Annotated in this window: 25 protein-coding genes; 12 read left to right on the top strand and 13 right to left on the bottom strand. The window is 63.9% G+C overall.

The genetic code is table 11. From position 1 onward, the window contains the following. Positions 1–87 precede the first annotated feature (87 nt). Positions 88–1530, bottom strand: coding sequence for a cysteine--tRNA ligase (cysS, locus tag RFM52_RS23555; RefSeq protein ID WP_320294993.1), 1443 nt, complete (start codon positions 1528–1530; stop codon positions 88–90). A gap of 392 nt (positions 1531–1922) precedes the next feature. On the opposite strand from cysS, the gene RFM52_RS23550 reads away from it, so the two are divergent. Next, positions 1923–2078, top strand: a complete 156-nt coding sequence (locus RFM52_RS23550) for a hypothetical protein (RefSeq protein ID WP_112095803.1) — start codon at positions 1923–1925, stop codon at positions 2076–2078. A 113-nt stretch (positions 2079–2191) separates the two neighbouring features. On the opposite strand, the gene RFM52_RS23545 is transcribed toward RFM52_RS23550, so the two are convergent. After that, entirely contained in the window at positions 2192–2953 is a 762-nt protein-coding gene (locus tag RFM52_RS23545; RefSeq protein ID WP_320294992.1) for an SOS response-associated peptidase, read from the bottom strand. A gap of 116 nt (positions 2954–3069) precedes the next feature. Between RFM52_RS23545 and RFM52_RS23540 the strand changes: the two genes are divergently transcribed. The 4 genes from RFM52_RS23540 (at position 3070) to RFM52_RS23525 (ending at position 5474) form a co-directional block, all read left to right on the top strand. Beyond that, on the top strand, positions 3070–3492 hold the full coding sequence (locus RFM52_RS23540; RefSeq protein WP_320294991.1) for an NUDIX hydrolase: 423 nt from the start codon (positions 3070–3072) through the stop codon (positions 3490–3492). A 74-nt stretch (positions 3493–3566) separates the two neighbouring features. Further along, positions 3567–3944, top strand: coding sequence for a TIGR02301 family protein (locus tag RFM52_RS23535; RefSeq protein ID WP_320294990.1), 378 nt, complete (start codon positions 3567–3569; stop codon positions 3942–3944). Between the two features lie 355 nt (positions 3945–4299). Continuing rightward, positions 4300–4557, top strand: coding sequence for a hypothetical protein (locus tag RFM52_RS23530; RefSeq protein WP_040984202.1), 258 nt, complete (start codon positions 4300–4302; stop codon positions 4555–4557). 131 nt (positions 4558–4688) lie between these two features. Then, positions 4689–5474: a hypothetical protein gene (locus RFM52_RS23525; RefSeq protein WP_320294989.1), complete on the top strand. Its 786-nt coding sequence runs from the start codon at positions 4689–4691 to the stop codon at positions 5472–5474. 9 nt (positions 5475–5483) lie between these two features. Here the strand turns inward: RFM52_RS23525 and RFM52_RS23520 are convergent, their stop codons facing one another. The 3 genes from RFM52_RS23520 to RFM52_RS23510 form a co-directional block, all read right to left on the bottom strand. Continuing rightward, complete coding sequence (locus tag RFM52_RS23520; RefSeq protein ID WP_320294988.1) at positions 5484–6197, bottom strand: nucleotidyl transferase AbiEii/AbiGii toxin family protein; 714 nt, start codon at positions 6195–6197, stop codon at positions 5484–5486. Positions 6198–6262: 65 nt separating this feature from the next. Beyond that, entirely contained in the window at positions 6263–6487 is a 225-nt protein-coding gene (locus RFM52_RS23515; RefSeq protein WP_320294987.1) for a hypothetical protein, read from the bottom strand. Between the two features lie 49 nt (positions 6488–6536). Then, on the bottom strand, positions 6537–7868 hold the full coding sequence (locus RFM52_RS23510; protein WP_320294986.1) for a dihydroorotase: 1332 nt from the start codon (positions 7866–7868) through the stop codon (positions 6537–6539). Positions 7869–7951: 83 nt separating this feature from the next. Here RFM52_RS23510 and ygfZ point away from each other — a divergent pair, with 83 nt between their 5' ends. The 3 genes from ygfZ (at position 7952) to RFM52_RS23495 (ending at position 11654) form a co-directional block, all read left to right on the top strand. Continuing rightward, positions 7952–8815 (top strand): CAF17-like 4Fe-4S cluster assembly/insertion protein YgfZ, encoded by an 864-nt coding sequence (ygfZ, locus tag RFM52_RS23505; RefSeq protein WP_320294985.1) that lies wholly within the window; start codon positions 7952–7954, stop codon positions 8813–8815. Further along, on the top strand, positions 8815–9453 hold the full coding sequence (locus tag RFM52_RS23500; protein WP_320294984.1) for an HD family hydrolase: 639 nt from the start codon (positions 8815–8817) through the stop codon (positions 9451–9453). Before ygfZ ends, RFM52_RS23500 begins: the two co-directional genes overlap by 1 nt. Before the next feature lie 65 nt (positions 9454–9518). Beyond that, positions 9519–11654 (top strand): putative bifunctional diguanylate cyclase/phosphodiesterase, encoded by a 2136-nt coding sequence (locus RFM52_RS23495; RefSeq protein ID WP_320294983.1) that lies wholly within the window; start codon positions 9519–9521, stop codon positions 11652–11654. Positions 11655–11681: 27 nt separating this feature from the next. On the opposite strand, the gene RFM52_RS23490 is transcribed toward RFM52_RS23495, so the two are convergent. Then, positions 11682–12572: a fatty acid desaturase family protein gene (locus tag RFM52_RS23490; protein WP_320295042.1), complete on the bottom strand. Its 891-nt coding sequence runs from the start codon at positions 12570–12572 to the stop codon at positions 11682–11684. 111 nt (positions 12573–12683) lie between these two features. Between RFM52_RS23490 and RFM52_RS23485 the strand changes: the two genes are divergently transcribed. Beyond that, positions 12684–13616 carry a LysR substrate-binding domain-containing protein gene (locus RFM52_RS23485; RefSeq protein ID WP_320294982.1) on the top strand — a complete coding sequence of 311 codons (933 nt, stop codon included), beginning with the start codon at positions 12684–12686 and terminating at the stop codon, positions 13614–13616. On the opposite strand, the gene RFM52_RS23480 is transcribed toward RFM52_RS23485, so the two are convergent. From RFM52_RS23480 to RFM52_RS23455, 6 genes are all read right to left on the bottom strand, one after another. Further along, positions 13588–14235, bottom strand: a complete 648-nt coding sequence (locus RFM52_RS23480) for a hypothetical protein (RefSeq protein ID WP_320294981.1) — start codon at positions 14233–14235, stop codon at positions 13588–13590. The two genes, RFM52_RS23485 and RFM52_RS23480, sit on opposite strands and share 29 nt — an antisense overlap. A gap of 159 nt (positions 14236–14394) precedes the next feature. Then, positions 14395–14667 carry a DUF3303 domain-containing protein gene (locus RFM52_RS23475; RefSeq protein ID WP_320294980.1) on the bottom strand — a complete coding sequence of 91 codons (273 nt, stop codon included), beginning with the start codon at positions 14665–14667 and terminating at the stop codon, positions 14395–14397. 150 nt (positions 14668–14817) lie between these two features. Continuing rightward, the gene (locus tag RFM52_RS23470; RefSeq protein WP_320294979.1) at positions 14818–16281 is read right to left on the bottom strand and encodes a RimK family ATP-grasp domain-containing protein; all 1464 of its coding nucleotides are present in this window, start codon (positions 16279–16281) and stop codon (positions 14818–14820) included. A 4-nt stretch (positions 16282–16285) separates the two neighbouring features. After that, positions 16286–17383 (bottom strand): peptidase C39 family protein, encoded by a 1098-nt coding sequence (locus tag RFM52_RS23465; protein WP_320294978.1) that lies wholly within the window; start codon positions 17381–17383, stop codon positions 16286–16288. A gap of 206 nt (positions 17384–17589) precedes the next feature. After that, positions 17590–18384: an anti-sigma factor family protein gene (locus tag RFM52_RS23460; RefSeq protein ID WP_320294977.1), complete on the bottom strand. Its 795-nt coding sequence runs from the start codon at positions 18382–18384 to the stop codon at positions 17590–17592. Continuing rightward, positions 18381–18899 carry an RNA polymerase sigma factor gene (locus RFM52_RS23455; RefSeq protein ID WP_320294976.1) on the bottom strand — a complete coding sequence of 173 codons (519 nt, stop codon included), beginning with the start codon at positions 18897–18899 and terminating at the stop codon, positions 18381–18383. The genes RFM52_RS23460 and RFM52_RS23455 overlap by 4 nt, the downstream gene beginning before the upstream one ends. 216 nt (positions 18900–19115) lie before the next feature. Between RFM52_RS23455 and RFM52_RS23450 the strand changes: the two genes are divergently transcribed. Together RFM52_RS23450 and RFM52_RS23445 are read left to right on the top strand one after the other, a co-directional pair. Beyond that, complete coding sequence (locus RFM52_RS23450; protein WP_320294975.1) at positions 19116–19364, top strand: type II toxin-antitoxin system prevent-host-death family antitoxin; 249 nt, start codon at positions 19116–19118, stop codon at positions 19362–19364. Continuing rightward, positions 19348–19752: a hypothetical protein gene (locus tag RFM52_RS23445; RefSeq protein ID WP_430699238.1), complete on the top strand. Its 405-nt coding sequence runs from the start codon at positions 19348–19350 to the stop codon at positions 19750–19752. The genes RFM52_RS23450 and RFM52_RS23445 overlap by 17 nt, the downstream gene beginning before the upstream one ends. 28 nt (positions 19753–19780) lie before the next feature. Here RFM52_RS23445 and RFM52_RS23440 read toward each other — a convergent pair whose 3' ends face one another. After that, a complete protein-coding gene (locus tag RFM52_RS23440; RefSeq protein WP_320294974.1) occupies positions 19781–22552 on the bottom strand; it encodes a DUF2339 domain-containing protein in 2772 nt (923 codons plus the stop codon). A gap of 254 nt (positions 22553–22806) precedes the next feature. On the opposite strand from RFM52_RS23440, the gene RFM52_RS23435 reads away from it, so the two are divergent. Further along, positions 22807–23271: an NUDIX hydrolase gene (locus tag RFM52_RS23435; RefSeq protein WP_320294973.1), complete on the top strand. Its 465-nt coding sequence runs from the start codon at positions 22807–22809 to the stop codon at positions 23269–23271. Positions 23272–23357: the final 86 nt, after the last annotated feature.

The following is a 23357-nucleotide window of genomic DNA, read 5'->3' as shown; positions in this document are numbered from 1 at the left end:
GCTGATCTCCCCCCTTGAGGGGGAGATGTCCGGCAGGACAGAGAGGGGGGCCTCGCTCAAACCTCTCCATCATGGGAGCATCCACCCTCACCGCTTGATCTCCCAGCTCGTCACGCGTTCGCCGGTGGCGGGGTCCTTGCCGTCCTTCAGTTGCACGCCCTGCGCCAGCAATTCGTCGCGAACCCGATCGGCCTCCGGCCAGTTCTTCGCCGCGATCAGCGCCAGACGATCCGCGATCGCCTTGGCGACCGCAGCCTCGTCCACCTTGGCCGCGCCCGTATCGAAGCCGAGGAAGGCCAGCGCCGCCTTCAGCGAAGCGGCGGCGTTCTCGCCTCTGGCATCGCTTGCCTCACCGGCAAGCTGCGTCAGCCGCTGGAAGGCGGTGTAGGTGGCGAGATCGTCGGACAGCGCTTCCACCACATCCGCCGGCAGGTCCTTCGCGGCCGCGGGTGCCTGATCCGCCGCGCGCTTCCACTTGCGCAGCGTGTTTTCCGCCTCTTCCAGCTTGCGCACGGAGAAATCGATCGGCTCGCGATAGTGCGTCATCAGCATCGCCAGCCTGAGCACCTCGCCCGGCCAGGTGCGGCCGCCGAAAGTCTCGGTCTCCAGCAGCTCATGGATGGAAAAAAAGTTGCCGAGGCTCTTCGACATCTTCTGGCCTTCGACCTGCAGGAAGCCATTGTGCATCCAGACATTGGCCATGACCTTGGTGCCGTGGGCGCAGCGCGACTGGGCGATCTCGTTCTCGTGGTGCGGGAAGATCAGGTCCAGCCCGCCGCCATGGATGTCGAAGACCTCGCCGAGATAGGCGGCCGACATGGCCGAGCATTCGATGTGCCAGCCGGGCCGGCCCCTGCCCCATGGGCTCTCCCAGCCGGGCTCTTCGGGCGAAGACAATTTCCACAGCACGAAATCGCCCGGGTTCTTCTTGTGCGCATCGACCGCGATGCGCACGCCCGCCTGCTGTTCGTCGAGATTGCGCTTCGACAATTCGCCATAGTCCGGCATCGAGGCGGTGTCGAACAGCACCTCGCCGCCGGCGACATAGGCGTGGCCGCGCTCGATCAGCTGCCGGATCAGCGACAGCATGTCGGCCTTGCCGTCGGCCCGGGGCGCGACGAACTCGGTCGCGCGCGGCTCGTAGGTCGGCTCAAGGCAGCCAAGCGCGGCGACATCCTTGTGATACTGGTCGGCAGTCTTTTCGGTGACCTTGCGGATCGCATCGTTGAGCGAAAGCTTTCCGGCCTCGATCTCGCCGCCGAAGTCGCGCAGCGCCCTGGCGTTTATCTTGTCGTCGACATCCGTGATGTTACGCACATACGTGACGTGGCTTTCGCCGTAGACTTGGCGCAACAGACGGAAAAGCACATCGAAGACGATCGCCGGGCGCGCATTGCCGATATGGGCAAAGTCGTAGACGGTCGGGCCGCAGACATACATGCGCACATTGTGCGGATCGATCGGAACGAAACGCTCCTTCGCCCGCGTCAGCGTGTTGTAGAGGCTGAGGCCCTTCGATGCGTCAGACATGCGGTCCCGGTCCTTGGTTTGGGTTCACTGAAACCAGCTCCGCGCCGAAGGCACAAAGCAGGCTCCAGCCTGCTGGCCGGGGCGTTTTTCCGATCTGGGTAAAGATGAGGCGAAAACGTCCGGACCAGCGCGAGGCTAGCCAATAATGCAAATGCCACAAATGGCGAAAGACGTTTTCATGGGCGGCTTTATCGCGCCGGCGGGTGTTGCCGTCAAGCCGCTCCGCTCAGGAAAGATGTCGCTGAATCACAGGTAAAGACAGGCCGAAACATTTTATTAAACATGTCGGCACAGTGATGAAACATTCGCCGGCTAGACCGCCAGATGTCACGATTTGGTCGGAATCGGCCGCCAAACGCTCAACACGAAACCGTTACCAAGGGAAGAGAATCATGGCTCGCAACAAGCAGGAACAGAACCGACAAACGCAGCCCGCACTGGCCAGCCACTACCGCGCGATCGGCCCGGCGGCAATCGTCGCGGCCCTCCTCCACACCGCGAAGAAGAAGAAGCCCGCACAGAAGATCGTTTCGCCGCGCGCTGCCTGAAAAGGCACGACCGGCACGGTCCCCGACAATGGGGATGCCGGCGACGAGGGCGCCAGAGCGCGCCCTGGAGATGAAGGCCTCCGGAAGCAGCCTCGCCAGGCTAGTAACCTTCGCTAGAATAAGCTCATCTGGTTTTCGTCCGCGCCAGGCTTCTGGCGCCTGGGCTTTTCGGCTTGCGGCGAAACGATGCCGCGCTCCTGAATCTCCGGCCCGGTGTTGGCGACCTTGTTGACCAGGTCGGAAACCGGGACAGCCTCGAAGAAATCGGGTTCCGCCGGCTTCAGCAGATCGAGCACGTCGCGCGGCTCCTGCGTGCGGCAATCCAGCCAGCGGGCGAAGTCGCGTTCCTCGATCATCACCGGCATGCGGTCGTGGATATGGGCGATGCCGGCATTGGCATCGGTCGTCAGTATGGCGCCGGTGTCCATCTCCGAGCCGCCCGGTTCGGAAAAGGTCTCGATCAGGCCGGCGAAGGCGACCACGCCGCCGCGTCGCGGGCGGATCCAGTAGGGTTGCCCCTTGCCGCTGCCCGACTGCTGCCACTCATAGAAGCCCGATGCCGGCACAAGAGAGCGCCGGTGGCGCATGGCGGTCTTGAAGGAAGCTTTTTGCAGCACCCCTTCGGAACGGGCGTTGATGAGCAGCGGAAACGCCCTGGTGTCCTCGACCCAGGCCGGAATCAGCCCCCAGCGCACCAGCATAGCCTGGCGGTCCGGCTGGTTCGAGCCAGGTTCCCGCTGCGGGCCGGCAAGCGCCATCAGCACAGGCTGCGTCGGCGCGATGTTGTAGCGCGCCGGAAACTCCTCGAGCTCGGCAAGGCCGAGGAAGGCGGCGGTCTGGTCCGGCGTGGCGGTCAGGGCAAAGCGTCCGCACATGAATCTGGGCTCTTCGATTGACGAGCCATGAAAGTGGCGATGGAACCGCCGCGCCGCAACGGCTAAAGCTGTTTCGCCCAATCGGTCCACAAAAGGCTGCAGAAAGATCGACCCGCATGGAACAGCGCAGGATCATCATACCGGCCGTTTCCGTCGCCGTCGTGCGCGGCAAGACGGTGCTTCTGGTCAAGCGCGCGCGGGCGCCGTCGCAAGGGCTCTACGCCTATCCCGGCGGCAAGGTCGAGCCGGGCGAAACGCTGGCGCAAGCCGCGGCGCGCGAGCTTCAGGAAGAGACAGGGCTCGAAGCGACAGGCTATCGGCCATTGCGCGACATCCATATCGACGGCAGTGCCGAGAACCACGCGGTCGACTATCTGCTGAGCGTGTTCGGTGCGGCCTATGCCGGCGGCGAGCCCGTGGCCAGCGACGATGCCGAGACGGCGGCGTTCTACACGCTGGCGGAAATGGCTGAGATGCCGCTTGCGGGCGACGTGTTCTCGGTCGCCGAGGAATTGCTCGGGCCCGCCGCGGGCGCGTAGACACCGAAAAAATCGCCTTGCGGGCGACAAGATGTTTCGCCACAAAGCCTTAGCTCCCTCACGCCAAGGCTTTGATGTCCCGCGCTTCTCCTCTTCTCGCCGCGTGCCTCGCCGTCAGCATGGCCGTTGCCGCGCGGCCGGCGATTGCCGCCGAGGCGCCGTTCGAGCCCGGGCTGATGCGGCTGGCGGAAGTGCTGGGATCGCTGCATTTCCTGCGCAACCTGTGCGGCGAGAAAGGCGACCAGTGGCGGGCCGAGATGGAAAAGCTGCTCGAATCGGAAAACCCCGATCCCGACCGGCGCGCCCGCTTCATCGCCTCCTTCAACCGCGGCTACCGCTCCTTCAGCGGCATCTACACGCAATGCACGCCTTCGGCGACCGAGGCCATCGCCCGCTATATGAAGGAAGGCGAGACGTTGTCGCGCGACATCGCTTCGCGCTACGGGAATTGAGGCTGGATCTGCGGCCGCTGCGCGTTTTGCGCAGATTTTTTGCGACAATCGGCGCCAATGTGAGCTGCCTTATTGTCTCCTGTCCCACTCTGATGCAATCATGTGTTGCACTTGCGCAACAGCGTTAATGAAACGTTAGTGCGCGATTGTGGAATTAACTCAAACTGAAGGTTTTGATGCCCCAAGCCGGTCTAATCGGCTAAGCTCGAAACCGATTGAGCGCAATCTCACCCGAAATGTAGATTTCGACCGTAAAAATGTCGTATTTACAAAGACTTAAATGAGGCTGCGGACGAACTGACAGGTCAAGCTAGGTCCACTATCGGATCGCCGCTTGCGGAAGGTGGACATCGCAATGGAACATGGTGTCAGCGACATCGACGCGTTGGTCAGGGAAGAAAAGCGGCTGACCGCCGTGGAAAGCCACAGCGAAGCGTGGGCCGAGGGCCTGTCGGCCGGCATCGAACCTGAGATCATCGCCGAAGCGGCGCTTGAGACCGCTTTCGGCGAGATGTTGCGCGCCAATGGCGAGACCTCGGCGCTCGCGCTGCTCGACCGCATGCGGGAAAAGGTAATTGCCGGCGCGTTCGAGCCGGAACGGCTGAAGCACTAACCACCCGTTTCGACAACGACTTTTTGACCATGACTTTTTGACGGCGACACGCCATTTGGGCATCATGCCCATGCGCTCGGACATTCGGAGCGCCGGCCGGGCCGAACCCGGGTACCATGGAGAGGCAAGCGGTGAGATTTTCGATGTCGGGCCGGCCGCGCGGACTGACCCTCAGCATCCTGGTCGCCGCTTCCTGCCTGGCGCTGCCTCTGTGCCTCACCAGCACGCCTTCCTACGCGCTGAGCGAGATCCAGCGCGAGGACCTGCCTTCCCCGGTGACCCCGCCCGCCAATGGCGACGGCGCCACGCCCGGGGCTACCGTGCCGATGCCGGAGGCGCCCGGCACCAAGCCCTCGGACCAGCCTGCCGATGACACGGACAAATCGGAGCCGAAGACGCCGCCCGCCAATGGCGGCATCACCAGCCCGCGCGCGGATCCGGACGCACCGCCACCTGCGGTCGTCTATGACCTCAACACGCTTCCCGAACCGGTCAAGCGCATGCATGGGCTGATCATCGAAGCCTGTCGGACCGGCGACATCGAAAAGCTCAGAGCGCTGATCGGCAAGGGCGATTCCATGACGCAACTGTCGCTGGGCGACATCGACGGCGACCCGATCACCTTCCTGAAAAGCCTCTCGGGCGACGGCGACGGCCAGGAAATCCTCGCCATCCTGGAAGAGGTGCTTTCGGCCGGCTATGTCCATGTCGACACCGGAACGCCGCAGGAACTCTATGTCTGGCCGTATTTCTTCGCGCTGCCGCTCGACAAGCTCGATCCCAGGCAACGCGTCGAATTGTTCAAGCTGGTCACCGCAAGCGACTATGACGACATGAAGCAGTTCGGCGCCTACATCTTCTATCGCGTCGGCATCACCCCGACGGGCCAGTGGCTGTTCTTCGTCGCCGGGGATTAGGCCCGAAACCTATCGCTTACCGGCCTGCGGCCATATCCGAGCCGCTTCGTTTCGCAGGGCCGAAATGGCATCGGTTCCCAAGACGGGGTCCATTTGCAAGGCTTCGGCTGCGTCGCGCAATTCGCTCTGGTCCCGGAGTTTGGCCACGACCCAGGCGATTTTGCGTTCGATGTCGGAGCCATAGGCGGCTTGTGCCTTGTCGAGGGCCTTAGTCGGCATCTGCCCATACGCCTTGACCAGCATCCCAAGATCGAAGGCATCGCGATATGCGACGGCACGATCCTGGCATCGATCGGCATTCGCCAGCAGCTTCTCAGCAAACATGTCCGCAGGAACGAGCGCCGGTACCCCCAAATCCTCGTCGAAATGACCGCGCAAATCGATGCGGCCTTCCCGGACGACTTCGAACCGGATCGGTTGCCCTTTGAGCCTCACAACGGTCCTCAGGCCGTACTGGTCGATCTGGAAATCCCGGATGGCATCGACGGATTCAGGGAAAAAAGCCCGAACGCCGAGTTCCGATGCTTGTGTTCGCAGCTCGCGATAGCCGCCGGCGTCGGCGCAAAGGAAATCCAGATCCAGCGACCGACGATACTCGCCAAGCTTCATGACAATGGCTGTGCCTCCGCCAAACCAGCACTGATTGGCCGTCAGAAAGTCACGATCCATCAGTCCGAGGGCTTCGGCAATTATCCTGTGCTCCGGTTTTTCGAACGCCTTCATGATCTCTACCCGCAATATTCCGTCGGGCGCAGCGGTGCGCGCATCGAGGACAGAAAGATGGATTATCACGACGTGGTCAGAAGGATACCGTGGCCGAATTCGTCGGCTAGTTTCGCAATAAGCAGTTTCTCACGAGCCGTAAGGCGCTTTTGATCGACAAAGCGCCAGTTGCGCTCATAAAGCGCAAACACTTCTTCGGCCGGGATGGGGCGCGTGACATCGCGGTTCCAGGCGAGTGCCTGGAGCTCAGGAAACTCCGCAGGAATGATTGGCCCAATATTCGCGGTCATGGCGCTCAAGATAATGCAGAGCGCTTAACAAATCCAATTTTCGGCGGGATTAGGCCGGCAGCGCCTCGGAAAACTCCACCGCCCTGCCCTGGCCGGGCGTCACGATCTCGCCTTCCCACATGACGCGCGTGCCGCGCACGACGGTGCCGACCGGCCAGCCGGTGACCTCCTTGCCGTCATAGGGCGTCCAGCCGGCCCTGGAGCCTGCCTGCACGTTGGTGATGGTCTCGCGCCGCTTCATGTCGACGATGGTGAAGTCGGCATCGTAGCCGGCGGCGATGCGGCCTTTCCTGGCCATGCCGAAAATGCGCTGCGGACCATGGCTGGAAAGGTCGACGAAGCGCTGCAATGTGAGCCGGCCTGCGTTGACATGATCGAGCATGATCGGCACCAGCGTCTGCACGCCGGTCATGCCGGACGGCGAGGCCGGATAGGTCTTCGCCTTCTCGGCCAGCGTGTGCGGCGCGTGGTCGGAGCCAAGAACATCGACGATGCCCTGCGAAATGCCGTGCCAGACGCCGTCGCGGTGACGCGAGGCCCGCACCGGCGGGTTCATCTGGATCAGTGTGCCGAGCCGCGCATAGTCGTCGGCGCTAAGCGTCAGGTGATGGGGCGTCGCCTCGCAGGTCGCGACATCCTTGTGCTGTTCTAAGAAGACGATCTCCTCGGCCGTCGAGATGTGCAGCACATGGATGCGCGCGCGCGTCTGCCTCGCGATACGCACCAGCCGCTCCGTGCAGCGCAGCGCCGCGATCTCGTCGCGCCAGACGGGATGCGACGACGGATCGCCCTCGATGCGCTCGCCGAGCCGTTCGCGCAGGCGGAACTCGTCCTCGGAGTGGAAGGCGGAGCGGCGGCGGGTGTTGCGCAGGATCGAGGCGACGCCTTCATCGTCCTCGACCAAAAGGTCGCCGGTGGACGAACCCATGAACACTTTTATGCCGGCGGCGCCCGGCAGCCGCTCCAGTTCGCCGACGTCGCCGGCATTGTCGCGCGTGCCGCCGACCCAGAAGGCGAAGTCGCAATGCATGCGCCCGGTAGCGCGCCGCACTTTGTCGGCAAGCGCCGCCTCGCTGGTGGTCAGCGGATTGGTGTTGGGCATTTCGAAGACGGCGGCGACGCCGCCCAGCACCGCGGCGCGGGATCCGGTCTCCAGATCCTCCTTGTGCTCCAGCCCCGGTTCGCGGAAATGCACCTGGCTGTCGACAACGCCCGGCAGGATGTGCAGGCCCGCGCAGTCGATGGTTTCGCCGGCTGAAGCCTGGCCGAGATCGCCTATCCGCGCGATGCGTCCGGCCTTCACCCCGATGTCGCGCCGTCCCTCGCCGTCATGGTTGACCACGGTGCCGCCTGTCAGGATGAGGTCGAAGGTGGTTGCCATGGGCAGGTCCAATCTCTTGCGGGGGGAGTGTGGCCGGCTTACGTAATGACCGGACGTTTTGCAAGATCAGGCCGATTTCACCCATGCCCTTTGCCCAACTCAAAGACCGCGCGCTCATTTCCGTTTCAGGGCCCGATGCCGAGCATTTTTTGCAAAACATCCTCACCACCGATCTCGACGCGCTCGGTCCGGGCCAGGCAAAGCCAGGCGCGCTGCTTTCGCCACAAGGCAAGATCCTGTTCGATTTCCTGATCTCGCGCGTCGGCGACAACGGCTTCCAGTTGGAATGCCGGGCCGATATCGTCGACGATTTCATACGCCGGCTGATGCTTTACCGGCTAAGGGCCAGGGCCGACATTGCCAAGCGGGATCAGGCGCTTGTCACGGTGTCATGGGGCGATGATTCAACCGTCTCATTTTCTGATTCAACGGCGCTCGCCGACACGCGCTTCCGCGATGTGGCGGTGAGGCGCGCTTATGGCGGCGAGGCAAAGGACGGCGGCGACCCTAGTGCCTGGCAGATGCTGCGCATCGGCAACGGCATCGCGGAGAGCGGTTCAGACTACCAACTCGGCGACGCCTTTCCGCACGACGTGCTGCTCGACGAGACGGGTGGCGTCGGCTTCAAGAAGGGCTGCTATGTCGGCCAGGAAGTGGTCTCGCGCATGCAGCATCGCGGCACCGCGCGGCGCCGTGTGCTGATCGCGTCGGCCGATAGCCCCCTGCCTGCGGCCGGGACCGAGCTCACCGTCGCTGGCCGACCGGTGGGCACACTTGGGTCTGTCGACGGCCGGACCGGTCTTGCCATCGCCCGCATCGACCGCGTCAAGGCGGCGATCGATGCCGGCGAGGCGGTCATGGCGGGCGAGGTTCCGGTAACGCTCGCCATTCCCGGCTGGGCGAAGTTCGCCTTCCCGCAGGATGCGATCAGCGCGGAGGAGGCCTGATGGCGGCCGACCGGGCCGGCGCGCCGCCGCGCGCCTGGCAACGCATGCTTTCGGGCCGTCGGCTCGACCTGCTCGACCCCTCGCCGCTCGACATCGAGATCGCCGATATCGCGCACGGCCTTGCCCGCGTCGCCCGCTGGAACGGCCAGACCAGCGGCGACCATGCTTTCTCCGTCGCGCAGCACTCGCTGCTGGTCGAGGCGCTCTATGGCGAGCTGTCGCCGGAGGCCACAGCAGAGGCGAGGCTCGCCGCGCTGCTGCACGACGCGCCCGAATATGTCATCGGCGATATGATCTCGCCGTTCAAGTCGGTGATGGGCGGTTCCTACAAGGATTGCGAGCTGCGCTTGCAGCGCGCCATCCATCTTCGTTTCTCGCTGCCGGCGGAACTCACCGCCTCCCTGCTCAAGGACATCAAGCGCGCCGACCAGATCGCCGCCTATTACGAGGCGACGCTGCTGGCCGGCTTTTCGACCGCGGAGGCGACCGAGTATTTCGGGCGACCGCGCGGCTTCTCCGCCGACCGCTTCGACTTCACGCCAAAATCCGTGACCTGGGCGCAAACGGCTTTTCTCAAGCGTTTCAAGACGCTGGAAGCCAGGCGCCAGTCTTCGCAAGCCGTGAATTCAACCACATAGAAGAACGCTAAATTAACCGGCGACCGCGACAGTATTGCGTTCGGTCACGGTCCGAAGGCGTGCTCATGCCCGGCGCACATGTCAAGACTGGTTCGGTCGCCGGCAGGCGAAAAACGGCCGGCATTGGTCCGGTGCGGCGGATCGCCGAAGAATTGCGGGCTCAGAACGAGCGCTTCGCGGCGGCTGTCGAGAACATGTCGCATGGGCTGTGCATGTTCGACGCCGACGAGCGGATGATCATCTGCAACCACAACTATCTCGACATCTTCAGCCTGGACGCCAAGGTGGTGAAGCCCGGCATTCCTTTCTTCGACATCCTGCAGCACAGCGTCGACATCGGCATCGCCTCGCAGAGCGCGAGCGAGCTTTATGCCATCCGCAAGCCTTACATCGACGGGGCCAAGGCTTCGACCTATGAGGAAGTTCTGTCGGACGGGCGCATTATCGTCATTTCGCACCGGCCGATCGCCGTCGGCGGCTGGGTGTCGATCTACGAGGATGTGACCGAGGAGCGGCGCGCCGAGGCGGAACTGAAGGAGCAGCACCGCCGCTTCGACGCCGCGTTGGCCAACATGTCGCAAGGCCTGCTGATGTACAGCGCCGCGGGCCGGCTCATCGTACGCAACCAGCGCTTTCTGGACCTGTGCAACGCCAAGGCGTCGGATTTCGCGCTCGGCATGACGCATCGCCAGATGCTGGACAAACTCATTCGCCTCGGCATCTTCGCGCCGGTCGAAATCGACGTCGAGGTCGGGAAGACGAAGGCCAGCCTGGATGCCGGCCAGTCGCACTCGAGCTACCGCGAGCTGGTCGACGGCCGAACGCTGTTCGTCTTGCGGCGGCCGCTGACCGACGGGGGCTGGGTTGCGACTTTCGAGGACGTCACCGAGCGCCGGCGCGCCGAGGAGCGCATGACGCATCTTGCGCATCACGACACGCTGACCAATCTGCCCAACCGCTCGATGTTTCGCGATCGGCTGGACCAGGCGCTTGGCGAGGCCAAGCCGCTGGCGATCCTCTCGCTCGACCTCGACCGCTTCAAGGCCGTCAACGACACGTTCGGCCACCCGGCCGGAGACTGGCTGCTGCAATGCGTCGCCACGCGGCTGCAGCATTCCGTGCGCAGCAGCAAGGACGTGGTGGCACGCTTTGGCGGCGACGAGTTCGCCATCATCCAATTCGGCATCGGGAGCGTCGCCGACGCCGAAAAGCTCGCCAAGCGCATCGTCGAGATCGTCGGCAAGCCTTATCGCGACAAGGGGCGCGAAATGCATGTGGGCGTGAGCCTGGGCATCGCGCTCTATCCCGGCGACGGGCACGATGCCGACACGCTGCTCACCAACGCCGACATGGCGCTCTACCGGGGCAAGAGCGAAGGACGCAATGTCTATCGCTTCTTCGAGCCGGGCATGGATGCCCTGATGCGCGAGCGCCGGGCGCTTGAGGCCGAGCTCGAGGCAGCACTCTCCAGGCGCGAGTTCGAGCTCGATTTCCAGCCGATCCTCGACATCGGCTCCGGCAGAATTGTCGGCGCCGAAGCCCTGATGCGGTGGCGCTCGCCGTCGCGCGGCCTAGTGTCGCCGGAGAACTTCATAGCCGTCGCCGAGGAAACCGGATTGATCGTGCAGCTCGGCGACTGGGCGTTGCGCAAGGCCTGCAACGTGGCAGCGAACTGGCCGCCGGACATGCGCATGGCCGTCAATGTCTCGGCCGCGCAGATCAAGAACGGCGGCTTCGCCCGCAGCGTGATCGCGGCGCTTGCCTTTTCCGGCCTGCCGGCCAACCGCCTCGAGCTCGAAATCACCGAAACGGTGATGATGGACGAGAGCGACGCGGTGCTGAAGACGCTGAGCCAGTTGCGCGGTCTCGGCGTGCGCATCGCGCTCGACGATTTCGGCACCGGCTATTCCTCGCTCGGCTACCTCCGGCGTTTCCCCGTCGACAAGATCAAGATCGACCGCTCCTTCACCAGCGATCTCGACAAGCGCGACACGGCGGCGATCGTGCGCACCGTGATCGGGCTCGGTGCCGAGCTCGGCATCACCGTCACCGCCGAGGGTGTGGAGACCGAAGCGCAGCTCGACATGCTTCGCAAGGCCGGCTGTGGCGAAGCGCAAGGCTATCTGATCGGCATGCCGGCCAAGGCCGCCGAGGTGAACCGTCTGCTGCGCGCGCAGGCGCTGCTGCGCCAATCGGGCTGAAGCCGGGTTTCCCGACGTCAGGCACGGTCAGTTGAGTGTCCCGATATACTTCTCATGGAAGCTGACATAGCCTGGCTCGACCACCTTGAGGTGCCGCTCGATCAGCCTGTGGAATTGCGGCAGTTGGTGGAACGGCACGCCGGGATAGGCGTGGTGCTCGGCATGGTAGGGCATGTTCCAGGCAAGCTTGCGCACGAACCAGTTGGTCAACGTCGTGCGGGTGTTTTCCAGCATGTTGGCGACGAAGGGACAACGGCCGTGCTCGGCCAGCAGATAAAGCCGGAGGAACGGCTGGCCAAGCAGCGCCGGCACGATCCAGACATAGAGCACCACTGACGCCTTGAACCAGACCGCAAGCGCGAACAGGACGACATAGAAGGCCATCATCGCCCGCGCCTCGGCCCTCACCTTCGGCAGGCCCTTTGGCGGCACATAGCTGTCGCGGCAGCGCCCCATTGCGTTGGCGTAGAGCGTCTTCAAATGGCCCCACCATACCGGGAGGCCAGAGACGTGGACGATGTATTGCCGCAATGTCTCGGGCTTCGGAAAGGCGAGCTCCGGATCGTTCTCGGGGTCCTGGGTGAAGCGATGATGGGCGAAGTGGAAGTAGCGGAACCAATCGGCCGGCAGCGCGATCGCCAGGCTGCAGAAGCGCGCGACGATATCGTTCAGCCTCTGCGTTTCGAACGCCGTCCTGTGCACCGTTTCATGCAGCAGCGTGAACAGGAAGACGATCAGGACGCCTTGCGGCAGCATCAGCACCGGCCAGAACGGCACCTTGGCCGCGATCAGGGCGCCAAGGACGATGATCGCGCCGAGATGGAGCGCGAACTGGACAAGGCCTGGCCCATCCGATTTGCCGGTCAGCCGGCTGCGCTCCTCATTCGTCAGCGAGGCTATCACCGAGCGATGGTCGATGGCTGTGTCGTGGTCGATTGCGTTCATGAAACCACGATACCCAGAAAGAAACCTTTCGAAAAACGAGGATTTCTGCGAAATAGGTAAGGTAACCTTATCTTTCGGATTGCCATGGTCGCTCTTCCCTCCTTGCGCGGACTTCAGGCCTTCGAAGCGGCGGCGCGCACAGGCAGCTTCGCGGCGGCGGCGGAGGAACTGTCGATTTCGGCCGCGGCCGTCAGCCAGCTTATCCGTACCGTCGAGGAGCAGATGGGACGAAAGCTGTTCCATCGGGTCAACCGGCGCGCGGTGCTGACCGAGGCCGGGGTGGAGATGCTGCCGCGGCTCAGCATGGCCTTCCGCGAGATCGGCAGCGTCGCCCGCGATGTCGGCGGCGATGCGTTCCGGCCAAGGCTCGTCGTTTCGGTGCCACCCTCCATGGCGATGGGCTGGCTTTCCGAGCGCATCGCCCATTTTGTTGCCTCCCACGGCGCCGCCGACATATCGCTGAGAGGAGACGACGACCCGGTACCGTTCGATCATGAATTGATCGACATCCGCCTCTCCTACGGTCCTCATTACCGGGAGCATCCGACCGAGGAAATCGTCAGGGACGCCGTCTATCCCGTCTGCGCGCCAACGCTGGTCGGCGCGACCGGATCCGACAGCCTTGCCGGCCTGCCGCTCATTCACACCGACTGGGGACCGACGGGCGCGTCCTTCCCATCCTGGCGCAACTGGTTCGAGGCGGCGGGAAGCGAGCCCGGCCGCGCGGCACAGCGCGGCCTTTCGGCCAACTCGTCGCGGGCAGCGCTCGATCTTGCCATTTCAGGACTGGGCGTGGCGCTGGCGCAAGGCATCTATTGCGCCCGGGCGCTGGAGGATGGCAAGCTGGTGCGGGCGGTCCCGAAATTCTTGGAACTGCGCCAACCCTATTGCCTCACAGTCCCCGAACGCAGCGCGAGGCGCGATGCCGTGGCGGCGTTCCGGGAATGGCTGATCGGCGAATGCCGGCGCGCCGTCGGATCGCCGGCGCTCAGTGACACGGCTCAGCGTCGTCTTTGACCAATTGACCAGCGGTGCGTCGCACCGGATCGGCTGTCACCGCCTGCCTCGCCGGTTCGGCACGCAGTCCGCCGGCAAATCCGCCCGGCACGAGCCCGAGCCCTATCATCGCAGCGATGAATCCATATTGCAGGATGTCGAAGGTCAGCGGCGGAAGACCGCCGGGAAGAATCGAGATTGCAAGCTTCGGCGCAAGAATGCCGAACCCCACGGCTGCCGGCCAGCCGATGTCGCGCACGCGGGCGAACACCATCCAAATAATCGCGACGATGGTGGCAAAGCCCATCGCCACAAGGATGGAGATATAGACCGTACCGATGGCGGAGCTTTTTGCTTCCATGGCGAGCGCCTGGGCAACCGTGCCGGAGGCATGCTGCTCGACAGACCTCGGAGCATCGTGCATCCCATAGTCGGGTGTCCTCAGTTCCTCGACAAAGGCCCTTTGGCTCCGGGCTAAGCTATTGCCGTCCGCCGCATAGATCTGCTTCTGAATGCCTTCTTTCGTCCCCACCAGAAAATGCTCGATCGGGTCCTTGGCAAAATCGAATCCGAGCAAAAAAAGCAGAAGGGCGAAATAGAGTATTTGGCTGCAACTACCTGATTGAAACAGCCTGATCATCTTTGACAACTCCCAGCTACCCACAATACCGGCGGGATAACAAGTCGATCTTAAGACGCAGTTAGGCAGTCCTTCGCAAATTGAAGAAACGGCACGACCGGATGGTTGCTAGAGCGATTTCCGGAAAAGTGTCACACGGTTTTTTCAGTCAGGAACGCTTTAGAGGTGACCGGCCAGCGCGGCGACCATGTCCTTGCTGCCGGCCACGGGAACGATCTCGAACTCGACCAGATCCGCCCATTCGATGACCCAACGCTGCAGCACCGTCGCATCATCGGCTTCCACCAGCATGAAGCAGCGGCTCATATCGCCAGCGATCCAGCTGTGATGCACGACGAGCTCATCCGGCTTCAACCGGCCCTTGTCGCGGAAGCGGCGGTAGATTTCCTTGCGGTCCGCGCCGTGAAAATCCTCGATCACGAAGAACAGCATTTCTTTTCCCTCAATTCGAACAAACTAGAATTGGAGAATTGAGGAACTGGAGAATTGAAGAATGGAGCAGCTATCGGAGCCATCCGTCTTCAGTTCATCAGTTCCTCAATTCTTCAATTCCCCAGTTCCTCAATTCCGCCTTTCCGGCCGTTACTTATCCGGCCTCTCCAGGCGTTCCAGGAACCACTGCGTCAGCCGCACCCAGAGCTCGTCCTTCTCGCCGGAATCCTCCCAGCCGTGGTCGAGATTGGGATTGTCGTTGACCTCGATGACGAAGACCCCGTCCTTGGTCTCCTTGAGGTCGACGCCGTAGAGCCCGTCGCCGATGCATTTTGCGGCCTTGACCGCCGTCTCGACGACATGCGGCGGCGTCTGCTTCAGCGTGAATGTCTTGATCCCGCCCTGGTCGGGCTTGCCGCTGGCCTTGTGGTTGACGATCTGCCAGTGCTTCTTCGCCATCAGATAGTGCACGGCAAAAAGCGGCTGGCCGCCGAGCACGCCGACGCGCCAGTCATATTCGGTCGGAATGAATTTCTGCGCGATCAGCAGATCGGAATCTTCCAGCCATTCGGTCGCAAGCTTGGTCAGCTCCGCCATGTTCTCGCATTTCTTGACGCCGCGCGAGAAGGACGAATCCGGAATCTTCAGCACCAGGGGAAAACCTAGCGTCTGCGCCGCCACTTCGAAGTCGGACGTGCCGGCGATCATCACTGTCGGCGGCACCGGCACCTTGTTGTACGTCATCAGCTCGTTGAGATAGACCTTGTTGGTGCAGCGGATCATCGACAGCGGATCGTCGATCACCGGCATGCCCTCCTGCTGGGCGCGGCGCGCGAAGCGGTAGGTGTGATTGGAGATCGACGTGGTCTCGCGGATGAACAGCGCGTCGTAATTGGCGAGCTTGGCGAGGTCCTTCCTGGTGATCGGCTCGACTTCGACGCCCATCTTCTCGGCGATCCTCGCCCAGTAGCGCAGCGAGGAGATTTCCGACGGCGGCAGTTCCTCATGCGGGTCGACCAGCGTCGCGAATGTATAACGCGCCGGCGTGCGACCCTTGGTGTCGCGCCACTCGCGGTTGGTGTAGGTGTCCAGGCATTGCAGGAAGAACTCTTCCTCGCTCTCGGTCATGCGGGCAAGCGGCAGGAAGCCGATCTTGCGGATCGAGGCCCATTCGGCGCTGTCCTTGATATGGACCTCGAGCGCCGGCGCGCGGAACCAGTCGAACAACAGCTTGGCGAAACGGTCCCAGACTTTCGACGGGCCGATGCCGAAGAAGATCGCGACCTTGGCCGGGAAAGTCCCGCCGAGGTCCTTCCTGCATTTGTTCAAGGCCAGCTCGAGCTCCGGCAGCGCGTGCTCGTAGAGCTTGCGCTCCGACAGGTCGATCATGGTCTCGACGGTCGGGATCACCCTGTGGCCGCGCGAGCCGGCCAGCAGCGAGGCGTAGTAGCCGCGGCTCTGGTAGCCGTAATTGTTGGACAGGTTGATCACCTTCGGCCGCTGGCCGCGGAACAGTGCCGGATGCGCGAGATAGTCGCGGTTGGTGATGATCTTGTGGGGTGTGGCCACCTGATCGATGTCGTTCTGCCTGCCTGTCAGAATAACCCAGGTCATTGTCTCAGCGTTTTCCCAGAGTGATAGCTGCGCGCAGGCCGTCGCGGCCGAACTGCGCCATGTTCATGAAGATGTCGTAAGGCACCGGAATGTTTGCGGCATCGAGGATCGTTTCCTGTCTTTCATCCTCGACCCAGGGATCGTGGATCAGGATATGGTCGCCATCGTCGCCGATGGCCAGCACCCAATGCGGTACCTTCTTGCCGAACATAAGGAAGCCGCTGATCAGCACCACCACCAACTTGCCCTCGGCAAGGGCTTGGCGGATATCGTCGATGCCGAATGGACGGTAGTTGACGGGAATGCCGTAGAGCTCGGCGCGGCGGCGGAAATCGACCTGGGCGAGCTCCATCACCCGCCGCTTGTCCTCGCTCCGCACCGACTGCAGGAACAACGCGCCGTAGAAGGAGACGAAGATCTCGGCGGCTAGCCCGCTCTCGTAGCCGGCGACCGCCAGGCCGAAAGGCTCGCAGCCGCCAGGGCCGGACATCATGAAGACCGTGGTCGCCTCGCGCCACAGGCGGATCTCCATGACCGGGTCCGGCACGAAGCCACTGTCGAAATTGGCCATCGCCATCATCAGACAGCACGGGCCGCAGGTGAACTCGCAGGTCTGCTGATAGAACGGCACCTTGGTCGCGGTCGCGGTGTCGCCGCGCAGCGTCTTTTCATAGCGCAGCGCCGTCGCGCCATCCTCGTAATAGTCGGGCTCGCGGCCCAGCTTTCGATAGCCGGCCTGCTCGTAGACACGGATGGCGCGATCGTTGTCCTCGCGCACTTCGAGGCGCAGCAGCAGCCGGTCGTGCTCGAAGGCCGCCTCTTCGGCCGCCGCCAGCAGAAGGCGGCCTATACCGAGCCGGCCGAAGAAGGGACCGACGGCGATGGAATAGAGCCGCGCGACGCCGCTGCCCTTGCGAAACAGCACCACGGCATAGCCGGCGACACGGCCCTCGTTCTCGGCCACCAGCATCTCGGCGGTTTCACGTTCGATGAACTGGCGGAAAGAGCGGCGCGAGAGCCTGTCGCCCGGAAAAACGGCCTTCTCGATGGCGGCGAGGTCATCGACGTCTGACGCGCGGGCCTTGCGAATCTCGGCAGGCATGCGGGCTTGGGAGAACCTCGATTGGGTTTAAGAAACGGCCCCGGTAGATGCGTTGCGAACACTGACCGAAGCGCCAGCATTCATCAAGCGCTATCGCTCCTTGATTAGGGCCGAATTGTGACAGTTTCCGCGCGGCAGGAAAGGGCCAGGCGCTTGAACAGAACTGCCGTTCGAAGGACCGCCGGCCGCCGAAAAACGCAGCCGGTTCAGCTCGATATGCCGGCCAGGAGCTGGCCATAGGCGCTCTTTGCGACATCCGACAACCGCTCCGGCGGCAACGAGCCGACGACGGCGCAGGCATAGCCTTTGTCGAGCCAGTAGACCGCCTGCGGTCCACCTGCCTCGGCCGCATAGGTGCCCTTCGATGTTTGGGCCGATTCGGCGGTGACGAAGAGCGAGATGCGCTCGCCCTTGGCGTCCTCGTAGAGGAGCATCGCCGCCTTGCCTTGCTCACCGGCGGGCAGCAGCCGACCGCCGACCAGCTCGAACCCCTCGGCCGCTAGGTCGGGCGCAACCAGCTTCAACCCGACACTGTTCGACAGCCAGGTCTGGAGATGGTCCTTGTCGCTCGCCGGGACCTCGACGGCATGGCGCTTCTCAGCGGCGTAGATGACATGGGCGGCGATCGCCTGCTCGGCGAGCTGGTCGTCGTCGCCACCACCACGGGCGATGCTGTCGATGCCGGCGACATAGCCGCCCAAGCCGCCGACAGCGAGCATCACGGCGGCGGCAGCCGACAGCCACCAGCGCGAACGCCAGGCCGGCGCCTTCATGGGCGCGTCGCCAAGCACTGCCTGCCGCAGCCTCGCCGGCACCGGCTCGTCCATCACGCCCGCGAGGGCGGCTCGCATTGCGGCGCGATCGGCGATGTAGCGCGCTGACCTCGCCTTCATCTCGGGATTGGCCTCGAGCCAGGCGTCATAAGCCATGCGCTCCTCACCCGGCAGCTCGCCGTCGAGGGCCATGTGGATATCGCGTTCGGAAAAATCGCGGCGGGTCATTTCTCGACGATCCTTATCGAGCGGCGCCGCGACGTGTCCTCGAGCAGGCCTCGCAATTCCTCGCGGCCGCGCGCGATGCGCGACATCAGCGTGCCGGCCGGCACGCCGAGGATATTGGCGGCCTCGGCATAGGAAAAGCCCTCGATGGCGACCATCACCAAGGCCGCGCGGCGATCGGGGCTGATCGCCTGCAAGGCATCCAGGATCTCGCGCGAGGCGATGGTCTCGACCTGATCGGCGGGCGCGGATTGGGCCTCACCGGCTTCGAGAGGCAGCATCGCCGCCTCGCCGCGCCGGTTGACCTTGCGCATCTGGTCGATGAACAAGTGATGCATGATCGTAAACAGCCACCTCCGGGGGCTCTCTCCAGTCTGCCAGTTGTCGAGCCGCACAAGCGCCCGCTCCAGGCAATCCTGGACCAGATCGTCGGCGGAATCGCGGTCGCGCAGCAGCGAGCGCGCATAGCGCCGCAGCCGCGGTATTTCGCTCAGGATCGCTGCCTTCTTGTCGTCCATGACCGCTTTGTTTCGAGGTCGCTTTCCATCCCGATAGAACGCGCCTTCCCGGCGCGGTGCAAGCAGTCAGCGCGAAGCGGCCGAACCGCTGCGATTACCCAAGCGAAGGAATAACGCTGGCGAATGGCGATTTATTCCCGGCTCGAAACCGTGCGAGATTGATTGTTTGATTACGTTACATAGGTATAATAGGTATATTACGTATGAGGCACGCCCATGAAGCAATTCACCTTTTCAGACATGAACCGCGCATCGGGCGAGATCCTCGAAACGGCGATGATCGAGCCTGTCGCCCTGACAAAACGCGGCAAGGAGAAACTGGTCATACTTTCGGCCAGGCAATACCGGCAACTCGTTGGTTCGTCTCATGCCGCCTACACGCTCGAGAATGCGCCTGACGCGGTCCACGATGAACTGACGTCGGGATTGGAAGCCATCATAAGCGACGATGGACCGGGTGTTTAAGCCCGGCGACCTGCTTCGGTATTACTATCTATGGGCGCGGCAGGCTGACGCCGGTGAAGAATCAGGCCGCAAAGCGCGACCCGTCTGCGTCGTAGTCCGAACGCCGACGACGCCCGCGGCGCTGTTCCTGTTTCCACTCACCTCGCAGCAGCCCAGCCCGACCCGCACGTCTATTGCCATCAGTGAGATCGAGTGCCGCAGGGGCGGCCTCGATTTTCCGTCATGGCTGATCCTCGACGAGTACAACCGTGTGCGGACTGACGAAGCTTACGACCTCGTTACGACAAAGCCGATCGGTTCTTTCAGTCCGGCATTCGTTCGCAAGATTGCTGGCCTCATCAAAGAGGCAGCTGAACAGCGCCGCCTGCGCGGCGTTGCGCGGAAATAGCAACAGAGGTCCAGGAAGCCCAAGCCTCTCACCCCGCTTTCGCCGCTCTCGTCAGCAGTCGCTGGTAGAACAGGCCGATGCCGATCAGCACGGCGCCCAGACCGATGAAGGAGAGCGCGCGCAGCACGCCTTCCAGTTCCGACATGTCGAAGAGGAAGACCTTCACCACCGCGACCGCGATCAGCACGGCGGAGGCGATGCGCAGCACCTGCGATTTCAGCCAGACGCCGGCGGTGAGCAGCGCCACGCCGATGACCAGCCAGAGCGCCGAGTAGGTGTAGGTCTCGACCTGGCCGAGCCCGCTCCACAAGGCGATGAACTCGCCCTTGAACAGGCGGCGTACCGAGAGCGTGGCATAGGCGAAGGCAAGCAGCGCGGCGATCAGCGCCAGCATCGCCGCATACCATCGCGGACGCTTGTCGCGGACATAGAGCGCCAGCGCGCCGGCAGCGATGGCAGGCAGCAGATAGGCGAGGAACAGGAGATTGAAGACCGGGATCTTGCCGGTCGACTCGTCCGTCAGCAGCGGGTTCAGCACCACGAAATGCTGAACCGCGATCAAGCCTGCCGAGACCACGCCGGCGGCCATCGAGCCATAGCGCAGGACCAAGCTCGGCGAGCGCATGTCGATGGCGACAAGGATCGCGCCGGCGCCGAGCGCGATCAGCGTGTAGATCGCCTGTTCGGCAAGGGTCACCGTGCCGGTATCGATGACGCCGCCATGCATGGCGTGACGCACCAGCATGGCGATGGTGAGCAGCGCGAACAGCGCCGAGGCTGCCTCCATGGCAAGGCGCGGCCGGCCGTTGGTGGTGCGGGCGAGTTGCCAGCCGGCGAAGCCGAAGGCGAGCGCCGGCACGCCATAGCCAGGCAGCAGCCAGTTGAAGAGCGGCGTCCTCGACAGAAACGCCGCGCCGACGATGGTCGGATCGAAGGCGACACGGCCGAGCACTGCGACCGCGGCGCCCACCGCGATCCAGCCCAGCACGGGGTAGGAACGCCAGCGCGTGGCCAGCGCCGGAATAATCGCGGCGGCGCCGAGCAGCACAGTCGTCCAGCCCGAACCGAAGGCCATGTGCAGCATCAGCAGGCCGGCGACACCGGCGCCGGCAAGGGCGAAGGACACGGCCGGGCCGCCACTCAGCGGCGGCTCCTCGGCGCGCGCGATCCACTCGCCGCCGGCGGCGAAGACCAGTGTCAGCAACAGCGCCGGCAGCGCGTAGCCGAAATCGCGGTCGATATCGCCGAAGGTGAGCCACAGCGCGGCGAGCACCACCAGCGGGGCAATGACGCCCCAGGCCGCCCAGCAGGCCGCGCGCACCGGAACAGTTGCCGCAAAGCGGCGTGCCGCCCAGAAGCCGGCCGCGAGGAAGATCAGGCCAAGCGCGATGCCGATGCGGAAAGTCAGCGTGTCGGACGACGCCAGGGGTTGAGCGTCCAACCCGACATCGAGCGCATTGGCGCCGATCGTGGCGGGTGGGATGATGCCGAGATAGATCAGCACTGTCGCAATGCCCGCCGCGAAGACCAGAGGAAGCGCGCGCGGCCGGTAGAGCGTCGCCCCGACCAGCGCGGCCAGGAGGACTGCGCCGTGCAAGGCATCGCCGGCGCTGGCAAAGGCCGGATCGACGGACAGGCCGAGCGCGCTCAAGGCGATGAAGAAGCCGGGCACGATCGAGGGCCAGTCGAAGCCGCGTTCGGCGGTGTCGCGGCCAGTAACCAAGAAAAGGCCGAGCCAGACCAAGGCAAGCACGGCAAGCGTCGCCAGGCTGATGAACAGGACGGCGGCGAGGTTCACCTCCGGCGCGTCGACCATGTAGAGAATGGTCCAGATACCGGTGCCGGCGAAAGCCGCGGCGACCAACGCCTTCCAGTCACGGATGCGGGCGATTGCCGCCGTGGCGGCGAGCACGATCGCCAGATACACGAACAAGGCCCAGGGATTGGGTGCCTCCGAGGCGACCAGCGCCGGAGTGACCATGGCGGCGACGAGGCCGATGCCGGCCAGCGCCAGGCCATGCAGGAGCGAAGCGCCAATGGTCGCAACGCCGATGACGCCGAGCAACGCGAAGGCCGTCGCCGGGCCGATGAAGCCATAGATGCCGTGCGCCGCGTAGACCGTGCCGAACAGGATGAACGCGCCCGCCCCGGTCAGAATCGCGGGGATGTAGGCGCCGGCAGCACCTTGCACCGGTACCTTGAAGCCGGTGCGGCGGATGAATTCGGCGCCGACAATCAGCACCAGGCCGAGGATGCCGGCCATGGCGAGGCGCACGCCGGGGCCGAAGATACCGGCCTCGATGGTGTAGCGGATCAGGAATAGGCCGCCCAACGCCAGCGCGATGCCGCCGACCCATACCGCCCAGCGCGTGCCCAGCGCCGTCTCGACATCGCTCTGGCGCGCCGCCTTGGCGGGCGCGGGCGGCTCTGCTGCGGGCGTCTCTGTGGTGGAAACGGGTTGCGCCGGTTCGGACGGCCCGGCGGATTGCGCCGCGGCCGCCTGGGCCTTCGTCCAGGGTCCTGCCGCTGCCTCCGCTTCGGCCGCCTCGTGCTTCGCGGCGATCTCTTCGCCCGCGCCGTCAGCCAACGGCGCGGCAGGCGCCACGGCTGCCTTGGCCTCCTCGGGAAGAGCTCCCTGCGCCGCACCGGCTGCCTTCGGCGCGGACAGCGAAGCGCCCGACTGCACCAGGCCGCGCAGGACGCCGATCTCGCGCTCGACCAGCGCGATGCGGTTCTGCTGTCGTGAGACGATGACGAAAAGAGCTATGACGGCGGCAATGGCGATCAGGCTGAAAAACATGGTGGTTTCCCTCAAAACCAGACCAGACGTGGCCAACAAATGCGGCAATGAGACGGCTGGTGCAGATCAGCGTCTTGCCGACTAACTAGATCGGGCCGACTAACAAGATCGAGCATGTTTCGGCGCCGATTGCCAGCAACTTGCCGGCTTATCCCATGCCGAGGCTGCCGGCATTGCAGGCGAGATGGCGTAACCTCTGCCGCGAAATACTCGTGCTATTCTCGCGCGAGCGAAGAAATGCCGCGAGGTGACCGTTGCCGCAGAAAAGCGCAGGCCTGCTGATCCACAGGCGCATTGCCGGTGTGTTCGAATTCCTGCTCGTCCATCCAGGCGGGCCGTTCTGGGCAAGAAAGGATGAAGGCGCGTGGTCGATCCCGAAGGGGCTGATCGGCGACAATGAGGATGAGCTCGAAGCCGCCAAACGCGAAGCCGAAGAGGAGCTCGGCGTCGCAGTCGACGGCGATTTTCGGCCGCTCGGCAGCTACAAGCAGCCAGGCGGAAAGATCGTCATCGCGTGGAGTGTCGAAGCGGACATCGATGCGGATGCCGTCAGGAGCAACATGTTCAGCATGGAGTGGCCGCCGAAATCGGGACGCATGAAGGAATTCCCGGAAGTGGATCGAGCCGGCTGGTTTTCATTGCCCGAGGCCGGCCTCAAGATACTCAAGGGCCAGCGCGCCATGCTCGACGATTTCCTGGAGCGGCGCGGCGCGGATTAAAGCGCGCCGCGCCGAACGGAACAGGCGACGCGCTTAATCCTTGTTTTGATGCATGTCTTTCTCCCAAAACCGCCGCGCGCACTTTT

The organism is Mesorhizobium humile, from assembly GCF_033977215.1.
Taxonomy (GTDB): Bacteria; Pseudomonadota; Alphaproteobacteria; order Rhizobiales; family Rhizobiaceae; genus Mesorhizobium; species Mesorhizobium humile.
Note: the sequence above shows the minus strand (reverse complement) of the source record. Positions and strands in the feature narration are given on the sequence as shown.

Bases quoted from the DNA above. Each gene is read 5' to 3' on its own strand.
- RFM52_RS23445 (WP_430699238.1), top strand. From the start codon at position 19,348: ATGGACCGGGTGTTTAAGCCCGGCGACCTGCTTCGGTATTACTATCTA.
- RFM52_RS23540 (WP_320294991.1), top strand. From the start codon at position 3,070: ATGGAACAGCGCAGGATCATCATACCGGCCGTTTCCGTCGCCGTCGTG.
- RFM52_RS23460 (WP_320294977.1), bottom strand. From the start codon at position 18,384: ATGACCCGCCGCGATTTTTCCGAACGCGATATCCACATGGCCCTCGAC.
- RFM52_RS23510 (WP_320294986.1), bottom strand. From the start codon at position 7,868: ATGGCAACCACCTTCGACCTCATCCTGACAGGCGGCACCGTGGTCAAC.
- RFM52_RS23500 (WP_320294984.1), top strand. From the start codon at position 8,815: ATGGCGGCCGACCGGGCCGGCGCGCCGCCGCGCGCCTGGCAACGCATG.
- RFM52_RS23550 (WP_112095803.1), top strand. From the start codon at position 1,923: ATGGCTCGCAACAAGCAGGAACAGAACCGACAAACGCAGCCCGCACTG.
- RFM52_RS23440 (WP_320294974.1), bottom strand. From the start codon at position 22,552: ATGTTTTTCAGCCTGATCGCCATTGCCGCCGTCATAGCTCTTTTCGTC.
- RFM52_RS23470 (WP_320294979.1), bottom strand. From the start codon at position 16,281: ATGACCTGGGTTATTCTGACAGGCAGGCAGAACGACATCGATCAGGTG.
- RFM52_RS23495 (WP_320294983.1), top strand. From the start codon at position 9,519: ATGCCCGGCGCACATGTCAAGACTGGTTCGGTCGCCGGCAGGCGAAAA.
- RFM52_RS23475 (WP_320294980.1), bottom strand. From the start codon at position 14,667: ATGCTGTTCTTCGTGATCGAGGATTTTCACGGCGCGGACCGCAAGGAA.
- RFM52_RS23520 (WP_320294988.1), bottom strand. From the start codon at position 6,197: ATGAAGGCGTTCGAAAAACCGGAGCACAGGATAATTGCCGAAGCCCTC.
- RFM52_RS23530 (WP_040984202.1), top strand. From the start codon at position 4,300: ATGGAACATGGTGTCAGCGACATCGACGCGTTGGTCAGGGAAGAAAAG.
- RFM52_RS23465 (WP_320294978.1), bottom strand. From the start codon at position 17,383: ATGCCTGCCGAGATTCGCAAGGCCCGCGCGTCAGACGTCGATGACCTC.
- RFM52_RS23515 (WP_320294987.1), bottom strand. From the start codon at position 6,487: ATGACCGCGAATATTGGGCCAATCATTCCTGCGGAGTTTCCTGAGCTC.
- RFM52_RS23485 (WP_320294982.1), top strand. From the start codon at position 12,684: ATGGTCGCTCTTCCCTCCTTGCGCGGACTTCAGGCCTTCGAAGCGGCG.
- RFM52_RS23450 (WP_320294975.1), top strand. From the start codon at position 19,116: ATGAAGCAATTCACCTTTTCAGACATGAACCGCGCATCGGGCGAGATC.
- ygfZ (WP_320294985.1), top strand. From the start codon at position 7,952: ATGCCCTTTGCCCAACTCAAAGACCGCGCGCTCATTTCCGTTTCAGGG.
- RFM52_RS23455 (WP_320294976.1), bottom strand. From the start codon at position 18,899: ATGGACGACAAGAAGGCAGCGATCCTGAGCGAAATACCGCGGCTGCGG.
- cysS (WP_320294993.1), bottom strand. From the start codon at position 1,530: ATGTCTGACGCATCGAAGGGCCTCAGCCTCTACAACACGCTGACGCGG.
- RFM52_RS23545 (WP_320294992.1), bottom strand. From the start codon at position 2,953: ATGTGCGGACGCTTTGCCCTGACCGCCACGCCGGACCAGACCGCCGCC.
- RFM52_RS23480 (WP_320294981.1), bottom strand. From the start codon at position 14,235: ATGATCAGGCTGTTTCAATCAGGTAGTTGCAGCCAAATACTCTATTTC.
- RFM52_RS23535 (WP_320294990.1), top strand. From the start codon at position 3,567: ATGTCCCGCGCTTCTCCTCTTCTCGCCGCGTGCCTCGCCGTCAGCATG.